Genomic DNA, 15,558 nt, shown 5'->3' with positions numbered 1-15,558 from the left:
CTCCTCAGATAGACAGCTTGTTGATGCGTTTGCCGCCGTACACCAGGTTAACGATGGCACGGGTGCCGACGATAGCGGTAAACATTGAGGTTGCGATACCGATAGCCGTGGTAATCGCAAAGCCTTTGATTGAACCGGTACCGACCGCATAAAGAATGATGACTTTAATCAGCGTGGTGACGTTGGCGTCGACGATACTGGAGAAGGCGCCTTTATAGCCTTCATGAATCGCCTGCTGTACCGAGCGTCCGTTACGCAACTCTTCTTTAATACGTTCGTTAATCAAAACGTTAGCATCGACCGCAACCGCCAGCGTCAACACAATACCGGCAATACCCGGCATGGTGAGCGTCGCGCCTGGCAGCAGTGACATGATGCCGACAATCAGCACCAGGTTACACAGCAGTGCGCTGGTAGCGATAAGACCAAACTTCTTGTAGAACACCACCATAAAGATGATCGACGCAATCAAACCCCACAGGCAGGCTTCGAGGCCTTGTGTGATGTTCTGCTGACCCATGGTTGGGCCGATGGTGCGCTCTTCAACAATCTGGATTGGCGCAATCAACGCACCCGCGCGCAGCAGCAGCGACAGCTGACGTGCTTCGTTTGGATTGTTGATGCCGGTGATACGGAAGCTGTTACCGAGGCGCGACTGAATGTTCGCCACGTTAATCACTTCTTCCTGTTTCACCAGAATCGAACGGCCGTTGGCATCTTTCTTACCGCTGTCTTTGTACTCCACAAACAGCGTCGCCATCGGCTTACCGATGTTGTCCTTGGTGAAGTTCGACATCATGTTGCCACCGGCGCCATCCAGTGAAATGTTCACCTGCGGCTGGTTGTACTCATCCATGCTGGAGGTGGAATCGGTGATGTGGTCACCGGTCAGAATCACACGCTTGTACAGCACCACGGGCTGCCCTTCGCGCGTTTTCTTCACTTCTGAATCGCCCGGAACACGGCCGCTGGCCGCAGCGGTTGGATCCACGCTGGTGTTAACCAGACGGAACTCCAGCGTTGCGGTTGCGCCCAAAATCTCTTTGGCGCGCGCGGTGTCCTGAATACCCGGCAGCTCTACCACGATGCGGTCAGAACCCTGACGCTGCACCAACGGTTCGGCCACGCCAAGCTGGTTCACACGGTTACGCAGAATGGTGATGTTTTGCTGCACCGCATATTCACGCGCTTCGCTCAGGCGTGCATCGCTCATGACCGCACGCAGCGCATCGCTGCCCTGGCTTGAGATCACCAGATCGCGATGGCGAGTAGACAAGTAGCTAATTGCCGCGTCACGGCTGGCGCCGTCACGGAAACGCACTTCTACGCCATAGTTCGCGATTTTATTAACGGTGGTATACGGAATGCTTTTGTCGCGCAGGTCGCTGCGCAGGCTGTCGGCATTCTGCTCTTGCAGTTTGCCCAGCGCGGTATCCATGTCGACTTCCATCAGGAAGTGAACGCCGCCGCGCAGATCAAGACCGAGTTTCATCGGTTCCGCGGCCAGCATGCTCAACCAGCGTGGCGTTGCCGGCGCAAGGTTAAGTGCCACAACGTAATCTTCGCCCAGTGCCGTCGTGATGGCATCACGGGCGCGCAGCTGCACATCCTGCGTCGCAAAGCGGGCCAGGATGGCACCATTTTCCAGAGCGAGGGATTTGCTCTCGATATTGTCTTGTTTTAATACGGTCTGGATCTGATCCAACGTTTGCTCACTGGCGGCGCCACCGCGCGCACCAGTGATCTGAACGGCCGGATCCTCACCATAAAGGTTAGGAAGCGCATAGAGCAGGCCGACGAGAATCACGACGACCAGCATGATGTACTTCCACAAAGGATAACGGTTTAACACGGCAGTTCCCTTCGGGAAGAAAAAATTACAGCGCCTTCAAAGTACCTTTCGGCAGAACGGCGGCCACGAAATCACGTTTAACAACTACTTCAGTGGTGTCGTTCAGGGCAATAGAAACATAGCCAGTTTCTGACACTTTGGTCACACGTCCAACTAAGCCACCGCTGGTCAGCACTTCATCACCTTTAGAGATGGAATCCATCAGCTTCTTGTGATCTTTGGTACGCTTCTGCTGCGGACGCAGAATCATGAAGTAGAAGATCAGACCAAATACCACCAGCATGATCACCAGAGAATACGGACTTCCCTGAGACGGTGCGCCTGCTGCGGCTACGGCGTCAGAAATGAAAAAGCTCATTAAATTTCCCTCATTGATGAATTATCAGACGTTCAGCGGAGGAACCGCCTTCCCCGTCCGTTGGTAGAACTCGCTAACAAAGTGCTCTAATTTACCCTCTTCGATGGCATTGCGTAAACCTGCCATCAAACGCTGGTAATAGCGCAGATTGTGAATTGTATTCAGGCGTGCGCCCAGTATTTCGTTACAGCGATCAAGATGATGCAAGTAGGCGCGGCTATAATTGCGACAGGTGTAACAATCACACTCAGCATCCAGCGTTGCGGTGTCATCTTTATACCGGGCATTACGGATTTTCACCACGCCATCGGTAACAAACAGATGACCGTTACGCGCATTGCGCGTAGGCATAACGCAGTCAAACATATCGATACCGCGGCGAACGCCTTCCACCAGATCTTCTGGCTTGCCGACGCCCATCAAATAACGCGGTTTGTCTTGCGGAATTTGCGGACAGACGTGCTCCAGGATTCGGTGCATGTCCTCTTTAGGTTCACCCACCGCCAGGCCGCCCACAGCGTACCCATCAAAGCCAATCTCTACCAGACCTTTAACGGAGACATCTCGTAAATCTTCGTAAACACCGCCCTGAATAATACCGAACAGCGCATTTTTATTACCCAGCTCATCAAAACGATCGCGGCTGCGTTTTGCCCAGCGCAGAGACATCTCCATTGAACGCTTGGCGTAATCCCAATCGGCGGGATAGGGCGTACATTCGTCGAAAATCATCACCACGTCAGAGCCGAGATCGAACTGAATCTCCATCGATTTTTCCGGATCGAGGAAGATCGGATCGCCGTTGATTGGGTTACGGAAATGCACGCCCGCTTCGGTGATCTTGCGGATGTCGCCAAGGCTGAACACCTGGAAGCCGCCGGAGTCGGTGAGGATCGGCCCCTGCCAGTTCATGAAATCATGCAGATCGCCGTGCAGCTTCATGATCTCTTGCCCCGGGCGCAGCCACAGGTGGAAGGTGTTGCCGAGCAGGATCTGCGCACCGGTCTCTTTCACTTCTTCCGGCGTCATGCCTTTAACGGTGCCGTAGGTGCCTACCGGCATAAACGCCGGGGTTTCCACTACGCCACGATCAAAGACCAGACGGCCACGGCGCGCGCGCCCGTCGGTAGTATCTAATTCAAATTTCACATTAACCTCATCAGAAAGACAGTCTGACTTTTTTATGCACCGACGCTTTCGTCAGGTGCTTGTGGATTACGGGTGATGTACATCGCATCCCCGTAGCTAAAGAAACGGTACTGCTCTGCCACCGCGCTGCGATAAGCCGCCATGGTGTGCTGATAACCGGCAAAAGCCGAGACCAGCATAATCAGGGTCGATTCCGGCAGGTGGAAATTGGTGATCAGCGCATCGATCACCTGATAGTGATAGCCGGGATAGATGAAAATCTGTGTGTCATCGAAGAATGGCGCAATCAGTGCGTCCTGGCTGGCCTTTGCGGCGCTCTCCAGCGAACGCACTGAAGTGGTGCCGACGGCGACCACTTTGTTGCCGCGCGCTTTACACGCCAGCACGGCATCCACCACATCCTGCGGCACTTCGGCGTATTCAGCATGCATGATGTGATCTTCGATGGTTTCCACGCGCACCGGCTGGAAGGTGCCAGCACCGACGTGCAGCGTGACAAAAGCCATCTCAACGCCTTTGGCTTTTAGCGCCTCCAGCAGCGGTTCGTCAAAGTGCAGACCGGCGGTTGGCGCAGCCACCGCGCCAGGACGCACGCCATACACGGTTTGGTACAGCTCACGATCGGCATCTTCATCCGGACGATCGATATACGGCGGCAGCGGCATGTGGCCGACGCTGTTAAGGATATCCAGCACCGCGCGATCGTCTGCGAAGGCAATTTCAAACAGCGTGTCATGACGCGCCACCATGGTGGCTTTAACGCTTTCGTCATCGCCCAGCAGCAGCTCTGCGCCCGGCTTTGGCGCTTTAGAGGCGCGCACGTGCGCCAGCACGCGTTTATCGTCCAGCATGCGCTCAACCAGCATCTCAATTTTCCCGCCGCTGGCTTTACGGCCAAAAACGCGCGCAGGAATGACGCGGGTGTTGTTGAACACCAGCAAATCGCCCGGATTGAGCTTATCCATCACGTCAGTAAATACGCCGTGGCTTAATGCGCCGCTTGGACCATCCAGCGACAGCAAGCGACAACCGCTTCGCTGCGCCTGCGGATAGTGGGCGATTAAGGATTCTGGCAACTCAAAGGTAAAATCGGCTACGCGCATGCTTCACTTCTTCAGGACTTAAAATCAGGCGGCATAGTCTAGCGGAAAAGCGGCAAATTCTGAACAACTGGCTGCGCTTCTGTGATGCTGCTTATACACAAAATAATTCGAGCTATGCCAGGCGGCACACGAGAGAAGCCCGATGAGCTTGCTTTACTCAGTGATACGGGTGAGCGAAAGCAGCCAACGCACCTGTAACTTGAAGGTTGACGTGTATATAATGCGCCATGAACTTTCTCGCTCATCTTCACCTCGCGCAGCTGGCTAACAGCTCTCTGCTGGGCAATCTTATGGCCGACTTCGTGCGCGGCAACGTGCAGTCGCGATGGCCCGCGCCGGTGGTGGAGGGCATTGCGATGCATCGCCGCATCGACGTCCTGACCGATAATCTGCCCGAAGTGCGTATTGCACGTGAACTGTTTCGCCCCGAAACGCGCCGCGTGGCGCCCATCACGCTTGATGTGATTTGGGATCACTTCCTCGCGCTGCACTGGGAAAAATTCCACCCGACGCAATCGCTGGTGGCGTTCACTGCCGCAGCCGAACGCGACATCGTGCCGCAGCTGGCGGGCACGCCGGAAGGCTTTATTGAGCTGAATGCGGTGATGTGGCGCGAGCGCTGGTTTGAGCATTACGCCGAACCCACCCGGCTGGCGCGCGTGCTAAGCGGCATGGCGCATCGCCGTCCACGTCTGGTCGCGCTACGCGATTCCTATCAGGATTTTGTTGATCACTATGATCGGCTGGAACCGCTGTTCTTCCAGTTCTATCCACGTCTGATGGCCGACGCGCGCGCGCAACAACTTTAGTCTCAGAGATTTCAAGACCCGTCTGTTGGACGGGAAATTTCCCATCCCCTACCCTGCGTGACCTTACACTTCGTTCACACCAGGGAAATCTCATGCAGCATTTTATTGCCAACTGGCTCGCAGAAGCCGGTCTTAATTACACGCACATCATGGCTTTGGGCATCGTGATTGCGATCATCTTTGCCATCTCGCTTCTCACCCATGCAATTCTGCATCGCGCCATTTTGCCGCTATTGCGTCGTTACAGCGCAAACGGCAGTCGCCAGTGGCCAAAGGCGCTGATTAATAGCCGCCTGTTTAGCCGTATCGTGTGGTTAATGCAGGGCGTGTTATTTAAATTACAAACCGAATTATTCCTGCATGACAGCAGCCAGCTCTACAGCGCACTGCTGATTTTCGCGCAGCTGTGGATGATGGTGTTTACCCTGCTGATGCTGTTTTCTCTGCTGGATTTGTTACAGCAGCTCAGTGTTAACAGCGTGCTGGCACAGCAATTGCCGTTGCGCGGTATCATTCAAAGCGTGAAATTGATCGCCGCCATTTTAATGGTGATCATGATTATCTCGCTGCTATTAGGCAAATCGCCTGGCGTCCTGATAACCGGACTCGGCGCGATGACTGCGGTGCTGATGCTGGTATTCAAAGATCCGATTCTCGGTCTGGTGGCCGGCATCCAGCTGGCTGCCAATAATATGCTGAAGATGAATGACTGGCTGGAGATGCCGAAATATGGCGCTGACGGTGCGGTGATCGACATTTCGCTGACTACGGTAAAAGTACGCAACTGGGATAACACTATCGTCACCATTCCCGCTTACGCGCTGATTTCAGACTCGTTTAAAAACTGGCGTGGGATGTCAGAATCCGGCGGACGCCGCATCAAACGCAGCATTCATATCGATACCACCAGCATCACCTTCCTCGACGATGCCATGATGCAGCAGTTGAAAAGTGCCCATTTACTGACGCCGTATCTGAACAGCAAAAGCGAGGAAGTTGCCGCATGGAATGCACAGCTGGGCTGTGATTTGGATTCACCACTCAATGGCCGCCGCTTAACCAACGTCGGCACCTTCCGCGTCTGGTTACAAAGCTGGCTGGAGCAACATCCGCGCATTCATAAGGAGATGACGTTGATGGTGCGTCAATTAGCGCCGGGTGAAAACGGCCTGCCGCTGGAAGTGTATGTTTTCACCAGCACCACGGTGTGGAAAGAGTATGAAAATATTCAGTCAGATATCTTCGACCATATTTACGCCGTACTGCCAACCTTTGGTCTGCGCGTCCATCAATCGCCAACCGGCAATGATATGCGCCAAATCGGCGTGAGAACCCGCCGCTAATCCTCCTTGCCGCTTTAGCCGCCAGTGAACATAAAAATTCGCTGGCTGGCCTTCTCCTCCTCTTGTCAGCCGCAGTCATCTGCGGCTTAATGAAGCCTTTCTTAACTTTTGTTAAGTCTGTCACACAGCCAATGCGCCATTTTGGGCGTCTGTTGTTGCTTCTACGGTCGGAAAATCATAAGAGGGAAAGATGTCATCAGCCACGCTAACCGAACTCGACGCACGCTATCACTTCGCCTGCGATGTCGCGAAAACCGCCGCCAGCCGCGCGCTATCCTGGTACCAGCAACGCCATCAGTTAGTCATTGAGCATAAAAAGGATCTGCAGGATGTGGTTAGCGAGGCGGATCGCAACGTTGAGCAGTTAGTCAAACATCTGATCCATGAGCGCTTTCCAGATGATGCGGTGCTGGGCGAAGAGAGCGGCGGCGCGACCAGCGGCGCGCGTTTTATCTGGGTGATCGATCCGATCGATGGCACCAGCAGCTTTATTAACGGCCTGCACACCTGGTGCGTTTCGCTGGCAATTGTCTGTGAAAACGAAGCGGTGATTGGTGTGGTATGCGATCCCAACCACCATGAAACCTTCCACGCTTGCCGCGGCAAAGGTGCGTGGGTCAATGACAAACGCATCCAGGCGCATAGCGCACAGCAGCTCGATCAAGGCGTGCTCGGCCTCAGCAGTTCCAATAGCCAACCGATTGAGCCACTTACCGCCTTTATTGGCGCGTTACTGGCGCAGGGCGGTATGTTTATTCGCAATGGTTCGGGTGCCTTAATGAGCGCCTGGGCGGCCGCCGGTCGACTGATCGGTTATTACGAAGCGCATATGAATCCGTGGGATGGCTTGCCGGGCATTGTACTGATGCGCGAAGCAGGCGGCATCACTAACGATTATCTCACCCATCACGGCCTGCAGAACGGTAATCCAGTGCTGCTGGCGAATGCCGCGATTTATCCACAATTGAAAGCGCTGCTGCCCGCGCATCTGCCGTTATGATTGCTCGCCTGTTTATCGCTAGCCTGCTGTGGCTGCTAAACGCACCGGTTCACGCCGAAGATCGCTATCAGCTGGAAAAAGTGGTGGAGATTAGCCGCCACGGCGTGCGTCCGCCAACGCCGGGTAATCGTAAAGAGATCGAAGCGGCGACGGAACGCGCCTGGCCGCGCTGGAATACCGCCGATGGTGAGTTGACCGGCCACGGTTATGCGGCGGTGGTCAATAAAGGCCGCTGGCAAGGCGAACATTATCGCCAGCTCGGTCTGTTACGCGCCGGTTGCCCCACTGCCGGAGAGATTTACGTGCGCGCCAGCCCGCTACAGCGCACGCGTGCCACCGCCGCAGCGCTGGTGGATGGCGCCTTCCCCGGCTGCGGTGTGCAGGTCCACTCGGTTGAGGGCGATGTCGATCCGTTGTTCCAGAGTGACAAACTGCCGTTTGCGCAGCTCGATCCGGCGCAGGAAAACGCGGCCATTTCTGCCAAAGCGGGCAATCTGGCTGAGCTACAACATGATTTACAGCCGGAAATTCAGCAGTTGAAGCAAGCGGTGTGCACTGCCGACTGCGCCTTTTTCGATCGTCCGTGGCAGCTCAAGCAGACTAAAAGCGGCCATACCTATGTGCAGGGCCTGAGCGTGCTGGCCAGCATGGTAGAAACGCTGCGGCTCGGCTGGAGCGAAAACCTGCCGCTTAGCCAGCTGGCATGGGGGAATATTACCTCCGCACAGCAGATTAGCGCCCTGCTGCCGCTGCTCACCGCCAACTACGATCTCAGTAATGATGTTGCTTATATTGCGCAAAGACGCGGTTCAATACTGCTGGATGCGGTAGTTAAAGGTTTAGACAACAGCGCTGACTCACCCGACGCGCACTGGCTACTGCTAGTAGCACACGACACCAATATCGCCATGCTACGCACGCTGATCAATTTTAGCTGGCAGTTGCCGGGCTATGCCCGCGGCAATATTCCACCCGGCAGCAGTCTGGTGTTTGAACGCTGGCGCGATACCACCAGCAACGCGCGCTTCCTGCGCGTCTATTTCCAGGCACAAAGCCTGGATGATCTGCGCCATCTCACGCCGATCGATCAAACCCATGCGCTATTGCGTGAAGAGTGGCATCAGCAAAATTGTCGCGTAACCGATGTTGGCACGCTGTGTCCTTATCAATCGACGCTACAGCAGTTTAATCAGGCTATCGATCATCACGCGTTAACCTCAATAACGTATCCCCAACTCTAAGAATTGTTGCACCTGAGGTTAAGCTCGATAAGTAATGCGGGCTTAACTTTCAGGCAAAATTACTTACGTCGTTCTTGAGTAATAACCTATTGCAAGCTGAGACTTGTCTCCTTTTTTCAATCAACATCCCGAATCAGTTAGAAATGGGATATGCTGCATCCGTCAAACATCCCTTAGTAATACTCATTTTCTCCTTTTTGCAGTTTTTTTCGGCGACAGGACGCGCCGATTTATTTTTAAACGAACTTCATTCTTCTAAACCTAAATATTAATACTAACGTGGATTCGTATTATGACTGCGACTACCTCTCACCGCTATCGTGCGGATATTGACGGCCTGCGCGCCGTCGCTATTATATTGGTTGTTCTGTTCCACTCTGGCATCACTACGCTGCATGGCGGCTTTATTGGCGTCGATCTGTTTTTTGTTATTTCTGGTTTTTTAATTGGCGGTATCATTAGCAAGGAAATATCTGAAGGACGCTTCTCGTTTTATCAATTCTATTTACGCCGTATTCGCCGCATTGCACCAGCGCTGTTTTTTATGATGGCGATATTACTGCTGCTTGGCTTTATTCTGCTTTCACCGCTGGAGTTCAGCCAGCTGGCGAAATACAGCGTGGCGGTATTTATCTCGGTTCCGAATATGTTATTGCTGAAAAGCGGTGACTATTTTAGCAGTGATGCCGATCTCAACCCGCTGTTGATGACCTGGTCGCTCGGCATCGAAGAACAATTCTATATCGTGCTGCCGTTTATTCTGCTGCTGGCAGCTCGCCTGAAACGCTCCATGGCGGGTGTGGTGCTGGTACTGAGCCTTATTTCGCTGGCGGCCTGCATCTGGCTGACGCCTTTTGCCAGCACGCATGCCTTCTATCTGCTGCCGACACGTGCCTGGGAATTAGGGGCTGGCGTGCTGCTGGCGTTATGGAAACCGCAGCCCCTCGAAGGACGCTGCGCCAATTGGCTCAATGTGATCGGCTGGCTGCTGATCGTTGCCGCCAGCCTACTGCTGAGCAAAGAAGATAGCTTTCCCGGCTGGCTGGCGCTTATTCCAGTCATCGCAGCGTGTTTAATGATTGGCGCACGCGGTGAACTGAACCAGCGGCTGCTGGAAAACGCGCCGATGCGCTTTATCGGCAAGATCTCCTACTCATGGTATCTGTGGCATTGGCCACTGCTCAGCCTGGCACGCATCTGTAGCGATCACCCGCTCACCGCGTGGCAGGGATTGACCATCAGCGGCGTGGCATTGGCGATTGCCTGGCTGTCATGGCGGTTCGTCGAGCAGCCATTCCGTCAGGCTGGCAACCGCACGCGCTGGGTGATTCCGGGTTATTGCGCCTCCTCAATCGTTGCTGCCGGCGCGATGGTGCTGCTATGGCAAACCGGCGGTATGAAATCGCGAGTGAGTGAGATGGTTGTGAATGGCGAATCATGGAAGATTTCGGCACAACGCAATCCGTGTCTGCTGGATTACGGTGCCAATTTCCCGTCGCTGAATGCAGAGTGCCATCCCGTAACCGATCGTCCCGGTATCGCGTTGATTGGCGATAGCCACGCCGCCGCGTTACGTACCTCAGTGGCAGGATACGCGCTGCGACAACACAAGCCGCTGTTTCAACTTACCAAAGCCTCATGCCCATTCCTGATTGGCGCCACGCGCGTGGTGAGCCAAATGCCCAAACATACGCAGCAGTGCATCAACTTTAATCAGCAGGTGCTGAAGATGGTGCTGAGCGACAAGATTGATGAGGTGGTGATCAGCGCCTATTGGGCTTCTGGCATGAGTCTGTTACCCGGCGCCGGCTTTACCGCGCTCGATCATCCAGAGAAAAGCAATCTGGAAGCGCTCAAATTTGGTATGGATCAGGTGCTGGCACAGCTGCGTCAGGCAGGGAAAAAGGTTACGGTGATTGAAGATGCGCCATCGGTAGATGTCGATCCGTTACGCTTCAGCAATAACCGTAATATGCCGATTCGTCGTGAGCTGAGTGCCTGGCTCGGGAAATGGGAGGCGCCGCCGCTATTGAGCGAACGGACCAAACTGTTCCAGTTCCCGGAAGAAGCGGTTGAGACGTTATTGAAAAGCTATCAGCAGCAAGGTGTGCGCGTACTGTCGCTACGCGACAATCTGTGCAATCAACAAGGTTGTATGATCACCAGCGAAGGCCTGCCGCTCTATTACGACAATAATCATCTAAGCCCATTTGGTGGCGAGATTGCGTTAGGGAAGAGTTGGTAACACATGCATGACGTGATGCCAGCCAGCTTCGCCGGGTTGCAGGTGCGCATAAGCGCGCACCTGCATTAGCTGCATCAGCTGTTACGCTTTTTCACCAGCGGCCACGCCAGCAACAGCAGCGCAATCCACGCAAAGCCCACGTACAGCGACACGCGGGTATCCGGGAAGTAACCAATCAATCCGATGATAAACGCCAGGAACAGCACGCCGAACCACGCGGTCGCGCTGCCGCCCGGCATAGCAAACTGCAACTTACCGGCTTCCTGTTTGCCAATCTTGCGGCGGAACGCAATCTGCGACAGCAGAATCATGATCCACACCCAAACGGTGGCAAAGGTGGCCAATGAGGCGATGACCAGGAACACTTTTTCCGGCATCAGGTAGTTGAGATATACCGCGATCAGCATCGCCAGCATCATCACTAAAACCGTCACCCACGGAATGCCGCGATTGGATACCTTCTGGAACACTTTCGGCGCATGGCCCTGCTGCGCCATACCGTGCAACATACGGCCCACACCAAACACATCGCTGTTAATCGCTGACAACGAAGCCGTCAGCACCACGAAGTTAAGGATCGATGCCGCCGCAGCAATGCCTAAATGCTGGAAAGTGAGTACGAACGGGCTGCCGGACGTCCCCACCTGGTTCCACGGATAGATCGACATAATCACGAACAGCGTACCGACGTAGAACACCAGAATACGCATCGGCACTGAGTTGATAGCACGCGGAATGGAGGTCTTCGGATCTTCGGCTTCACCGGCAGTAATACCGATAATCTCAATGCCGCCGTAGGCAAACATCACCATCTGCAGCGAAAGCAGCATGCCGACAATGCCGTGCGCGAAGAAGCCACCGTTGGTCCACAGATTGTGAATGCCCGTCGGTTGTCCACCGTTGCCGATGCCCCAGAAAATCATGCCGAAGCCGGCGATGATCATGATGATGATGGTGGCGACTTTAAAGAAGGAGAACCAAAACTCCACTTCGCCAAACACCTTCACGCTCATCAGGTTGATGGCACCGATTATCAGCACCACGCTCAGCACCCAAATCCAGTGCGGCACCTCAGGGAACCACACGCCCATATAGATACCAAACGCCGTCACGTCGGCAATGGCCACAATCAGGATTTCGAAACAGTAGGTCCAGCCGGTGATGTAACCTGCCAGCGGGCCGAGATAATCCTGCGCATAGCGCGAGAATGAGCTGGCCTGTGGATTGTTAACCGACATCTCACCCAGCGCACGCATGATGATGTATGCCACCGCACCGCCGATGATGTACGCCAGCAGCACGCTGGGGCCTGCCATTCTAATGGCATCGGCTGAGCCATAAAACAGCCCGGTTCCAATCGCCGATCCCAGCGCCATAAAACGGATGTGGCGCGTGCTCAGTCCGCGTTTGAGCTTATTGGTTTCTTGCATAACACTCAGTACCTTGAAAATGAAAAACCACGGGCAAGCCCGTGGTCGGAATTAACAGCAGTATCGCTTACTGATGCACAGCAACCTGTTCACGTCCTTTTGCCCGATCCACCACCGCGGCAATCACCAGCATCGCCAGCGATGGCGGCAACCAGGAGAGTCCCTGATCGGCCAGCGGCAGATGCTGACTGAACAGCGGCAGCACATCTTTAAAGCTGGTGGTTTTGATGGCGTCTACGATACCAAACAGCAGGCTAACCAGCATGGTTGGCGCGATGATACGCGAGCTTTTGTTCCAGAACTTCAGGGTAAAGCTCAGCACCACCAGCACGATGCACGGCGGATAAATCGCCGTCAGCACCGGAATCGAGATCTGAATCAGATGGCTCAGGCCGAGATTCGACACCACCATTGAGAACAGACCCAGAATAAACACCAGCGCTTTATACGACAGCGGCAGGTATTGCGCAAAGAATTCCGCACAGGCGCAGGTCAGGCCAACCGCTGTCACCATGCAGGCCACAAAAATCAGCGCCGCAAGGAAGAAGCTGCCCATGCCGCCGAAGGTCTGCTGCACATAAGCATGCAGAATCTCGGCACCGTTGGCGCTCTGTGCCACCAATGCACCGCTGTCATTGCCCAGTTTGAACAACGTCAGGTAGATCAGCGTCAAGCCCACCCCGGCGATGATACCGGCCAGCATGGTGTAGCGCGTCAGCAATTTCGCATCTTCCACACCGCGTGAACGCGCTGCGTTAACGATGACGATACCGAACACCAGGGCACCCAGCGTATCCATGGTTAAGTAACCATTGACGAAACCGCTAGAGAAGGCCGCACGCTGATACTCATCGGTTGCCGGCGACACGCCGCCAGCCGGCCAGATCAGCACGGCCACGCCGAGCACAATCAGCGCAAAAATTTTCAGCGGTGCGAGGAAATGGCCTACGGTATCCAGCAGTTTGCCCGGATAAAGGGAGATGCCGATCACCAGCGCGAAGTAAATCAGGCTGTAGATAAACAGCGGCAGCGCGCCATCACCGGTCAGCGGGGCAATGCCCACGGCGAAGGAGACGGTTGCGGTACGCGGCGTGGCAAACAGCGGGCCAACAGCCAGGTAGCAGACGGTTGCCAGCAGCAAACCGGCGGCTTTGCCAATCGGTGAGCTCAACGCATCAATACCGCCGCCGACGCGCGCCAGCGCGATAACGGTGATCACCGGCAGACCAACAGCCGTAATCAGGAAGCCGAATGCAGCCACCCAAACGTGTTCGCCAGACTGAATGCCCACCATCGGTGGGAAGATAATGTTTCCTGCGCCAACGAACAGGGCAAACGTCATAAAGCCCAGCGCCAGGATATCCTTCGAGGTTAAACGATGTGTCATAAACTTCTGTACTGCCTGTAGCTGATGTTGCGGTGGAAGTTGGGTTCGTGTTGTCCTCTGGATGCGCTAAAACAAGGGCTTATCAGGCAAGACCAGCGGGTTATGCGGGCCAAATCGCTAAAGCGCAGGTGATTTAAACTACTTTTCTTCTGTTCGCAGAGGGATAAATCGACAACGGCGCAAATTAGAACGTTTATAGCGAAGAAAGGCAATACGGGATCGGAAAACCAGAAGGATATAACAGGATAGCGGGATAAAGCAGTGAATCACGGCGGAATAGCGGGCAAACACCTCAGATGATTTGCTAAAAGTTTCCTCAGCACGAGAGATCTCTTTGCATGATCTGGCCTGAAGATGCACAAAAGGCGCGATTTACGCGCCTGTTTGTTCAGGTTTACAGCATTACCAGACTGTTCTTGCTATCTCGACCACCAGACGAATCTTCTGCCACTGCTGCTCTTCGCTCAGGCTGTTGCCCTCTTCGGTGGAGGCAAAGCCACACTGCGGGCTCAGGCAAATTTGATCGAGACTCACGTACTGCGCAGCTTCCTGCAGACGTGCTTTAACCTGCTCCGCATCTTCCAGCTCACCGGTTTTAGTGGTGATCAGACCCAGCACCACCTGCTGATGACCCGGCTTGAGGAAGCGCAGCGGCTCGAAGCCACCTGAGCGCTCGTTGTCGTACTCAAGGTAGAAGGCGTCGATATTCACGCCGCCAAACAGCACTTCCGCAACCGGCTCATAGCCACCTTCGGAAATCCAGGTAGAACGGAAGTTACCGCGACACACATGCAGACCCACGGTCAGATCGGCAGGTTTCCCCTCCAGCGCCGTATTCAGCACCTCAGCATAGATGCGCGCCAGTTCCTGCGGATCTTCGCCACGCTCGCGGATCTGCTGCTGCTGATCGCTTGAGCACAGGTAGGCCCACACCGTGTCATCCAGTTGCAGATAGCGGCAGCCCGCATCATAAAACGCCTTAATGGCGTCTTTATAGGTTTGCGCCAGATCGGCAAAATACGCTTTCAGATCGGGATAAACCGTCGCATCAATCACCTTACGGCCACCGCGGAAGTGCAGCACGCTTGGGCTTGGAATCGTCATCTTCGCCACCGCATCACCGGCAATGCTTTGCAGGAAGCGGAAGTGATCGAGCATCGGGTGATTCGGGTTGAAGGCCACTTTACCCGTGACTTTCACGCCGTGCGCTTTGGTCTGTACGCCGTTGAACTGAATGCCCTGATCGGCTTCGAACAGCTCTACGCCATGCAGATCGCCGAAGAAATCGAAGTGCCACCAGGCACGACGGAACTCACCATCGGTAACGATCTGCAGACCGTTGGCGCGCTGCTGCTCGACAACGTGACGGATTTCGCGATCTTCAACCTGACGCAGCTGGTCAGCATTGATATCGCCTTTCGCGAACTGCTCGCGCGCCTGTTTAATGGCGGCGGGACGCAGGAAACTGCCAACGGTATCGGCACGGAATGGGGAATGACGTGACATCTTCTCTCCTGGCTGAGCGCATAGTTGCGTCAGGGTATAATTTCGGCTGGTTATTTTTAGCCATCTGGATGGCTATATGTCCGAGAAGAATGCCACGCTGTTACCCCTTCGGCAATAGAAGAAAATTCAGCTCAC

Annotated in this window: 12 protein-coding genes; 5 read left to right on the top strand and 7 right to left on the bottom strand. The window is 54.7% G+C overall.

Annotated elements, in window-relative coordinates; translation table 11 throughout:
- Positions 1 to 4: 4 nt before the first annotated feature.
- The 4 genes from secD to queA are packed head-to-tail and all read right to left on the bottom strand — an operon-like array spanning position 5 to position 4,462.
- Positions 5 to 1,852: a protein translocase subunit SecD gene (secD, locus tag WH298_RS14400; RefSeq protein WP_180823165.1), complete on the bottom strand. Its 1,848-nt coding sequence runs from the start codon at positions 1,850 to 1,852 to the stop codon at positions 5 to 7.
- Between the two features lie 25 nt (positions 1,853 to 1,877).
- Positions 1,878 to 2,210, bottom strand: coding sequence for a preprotein translocase subunit YajC (gene yajC / locus WH298_RS14395; RefSeq protein ID WP_007887021.1), 333 nt, complete (start codon positions 2,208 to 2,210; stop codon positions 1,878 to 1,880).
- A 24-nt stretch (positions 2,211 to 2,234) separates the two neighbouring features.
- Positions 2,235 to 3,359: a tRNA guanosine(34) transglycosylase Tgt gene (gene tgt, locus WH298_RS14390; protein ID WP_007887022.1), complete on the bottom strand. Its 1,125-nt coding sequence runs from the start codon at positions 3,357 to 3,359 to the stop codon at positions 2,235 to 2,237.
- A gap of 32 nt (positions 3,360 to 3,391) precedes the next feature.
- Entirely contained in the window at positions 3,392 to 4,462 is a 1,071-nt protein-coding gene (gene queA, locus WH298_RS14385) for a tRNA preQ1(34) S-adenosylmethionine ribosyltransferase-isomerase QueA (RefSeq protein WP_049850805.1), read from the bottom strand.
- Positions 4,463 to 4,689: 227 nt separating this feature from the next.
- Between queA and WH298_RS14380 the strand changes: the two genes are divergently transcribed.
- The 5 genes from WH298_RS14380 (at position 4,690) to WH298_RS14360 (ending at position 11,100) form a co-directional block, all read left to right on the top strand.
- A complete protein-coding gene (locus WH298_RS14380; protein WP_049850804.1) occupies positions 4,690 to 5,271 on the top strand; it encodes an ACP phosphodiesterase in 582 nt (193 codons plus the stop codon).
- A gap of 92 nt (positions 5,272 to 5,363) precedes the next feature.
- Positions 5,364 to 6,614, top strand: a complete 1,251-nt coding sequence (locus WH298_RS14375) for a mechanosensitive ion channel family protein (RefSeq protein WP_180823164.1) — start codon at positions 5,364 to 5,366, stop codon at positions 6,612 to 6,614.
- Positions 6,615 to 6,804: 190 nt separating this feature from the next.
- Positions 6,805 to 7,614, top strand: coding sequence for an inositol monophosphatase family protein (locus tag WH298_RS14370; RefSeq protein WP_180823163.1), 810 nt, complete (start codon positions 6,805 to 6,807; stop codon positions 7,612 to 7,614).
- Positions 7,611 to 8,855 carry a histidine-type phosphatase gene (locus WH298_RS14365; protein ID WP_180823162.1) on the top strand — a complete coding sequence of 415 codons (1,245 nt, stop codon included), beginning with the start codon at positions 7,611 to 7,613 and terminating at the stop codon, positions 8,853 to 8,855. Before WH298_RS14370 ends, WH298_RS14365 begins: the two co-directional genes overlap by 4 nt.
- Positions 8,856 to 9,147: 292 nt before the next feature.
- Positions 9,148 to 11,100, top strand: a complete 1,953-nt coding sequence (locus WH298_RS14360) for an acyltransferase family protein (RefSeq protein WP_049850802.1) — start codon at positions 9,148 to 9,150, stop codon at positions 11,098 to 11,100.
- A 74-nt stretch (positions 11,101 to 11,174) separates the two neighbouring features.
- Here the strand turns inward: WH298_RS14360 and proY are convergent, their stop codons facing one another.
- From proY to WH298_RS14345, 3 genes are all read right to left on the bottom strand, one after another.
- Positions 11,175 to 12,530, bottom strand: a complete 1,356-nt coding sequence (gene proY, locus WH298_RS14355; protein ID WP_007887034.1) for a proline-specific permease ProY — start codon at positions 12,528 to 12,530, stop codon at positions 11,175 to 11,177.
- A 67-nt stretch (positions 12,531 to 12,597) separates the two neighbouring features.
- Entirely contained in the window at positions 12,598 to 13,917 is a 1,320-nt protein-coding gene (brnQ, locus tag WH298_RS14350) for a branched-chain amino acid transporter carrier protein BrnQ (protein ID WP_007887035.1), read from the bottom strand.
- Between the two features lie 402 nt (positions 13,918 to 14,319).
- Positions 14,320 to 15,423, bottom strand: coding sequence for a cobalamin-independent methionine synthase II family protein (locus WH298_RS14345; protein WP_007887036.1), 1,104 nt, complete (start codon positions 15,421 to 15,423; stop codon positions 14,320 to 14,322).
- Between the last annotated feature and the right edge of the window lie 135 nt (positions 15,424 to 15,558).

The sequence above is a fragment of the Pantoea nemavictus genome, from assembly GCF_037479095.1.
GTDB lineage: Bacteria > Pseudomonadota > Gammaproteobacteria > Enterobacterales > Enterobacteriaceae > Pantoea > Pantoea nemavictus.
This window is presented reverse-complemented; position numbering and strand designations above follow the sequence as displayed.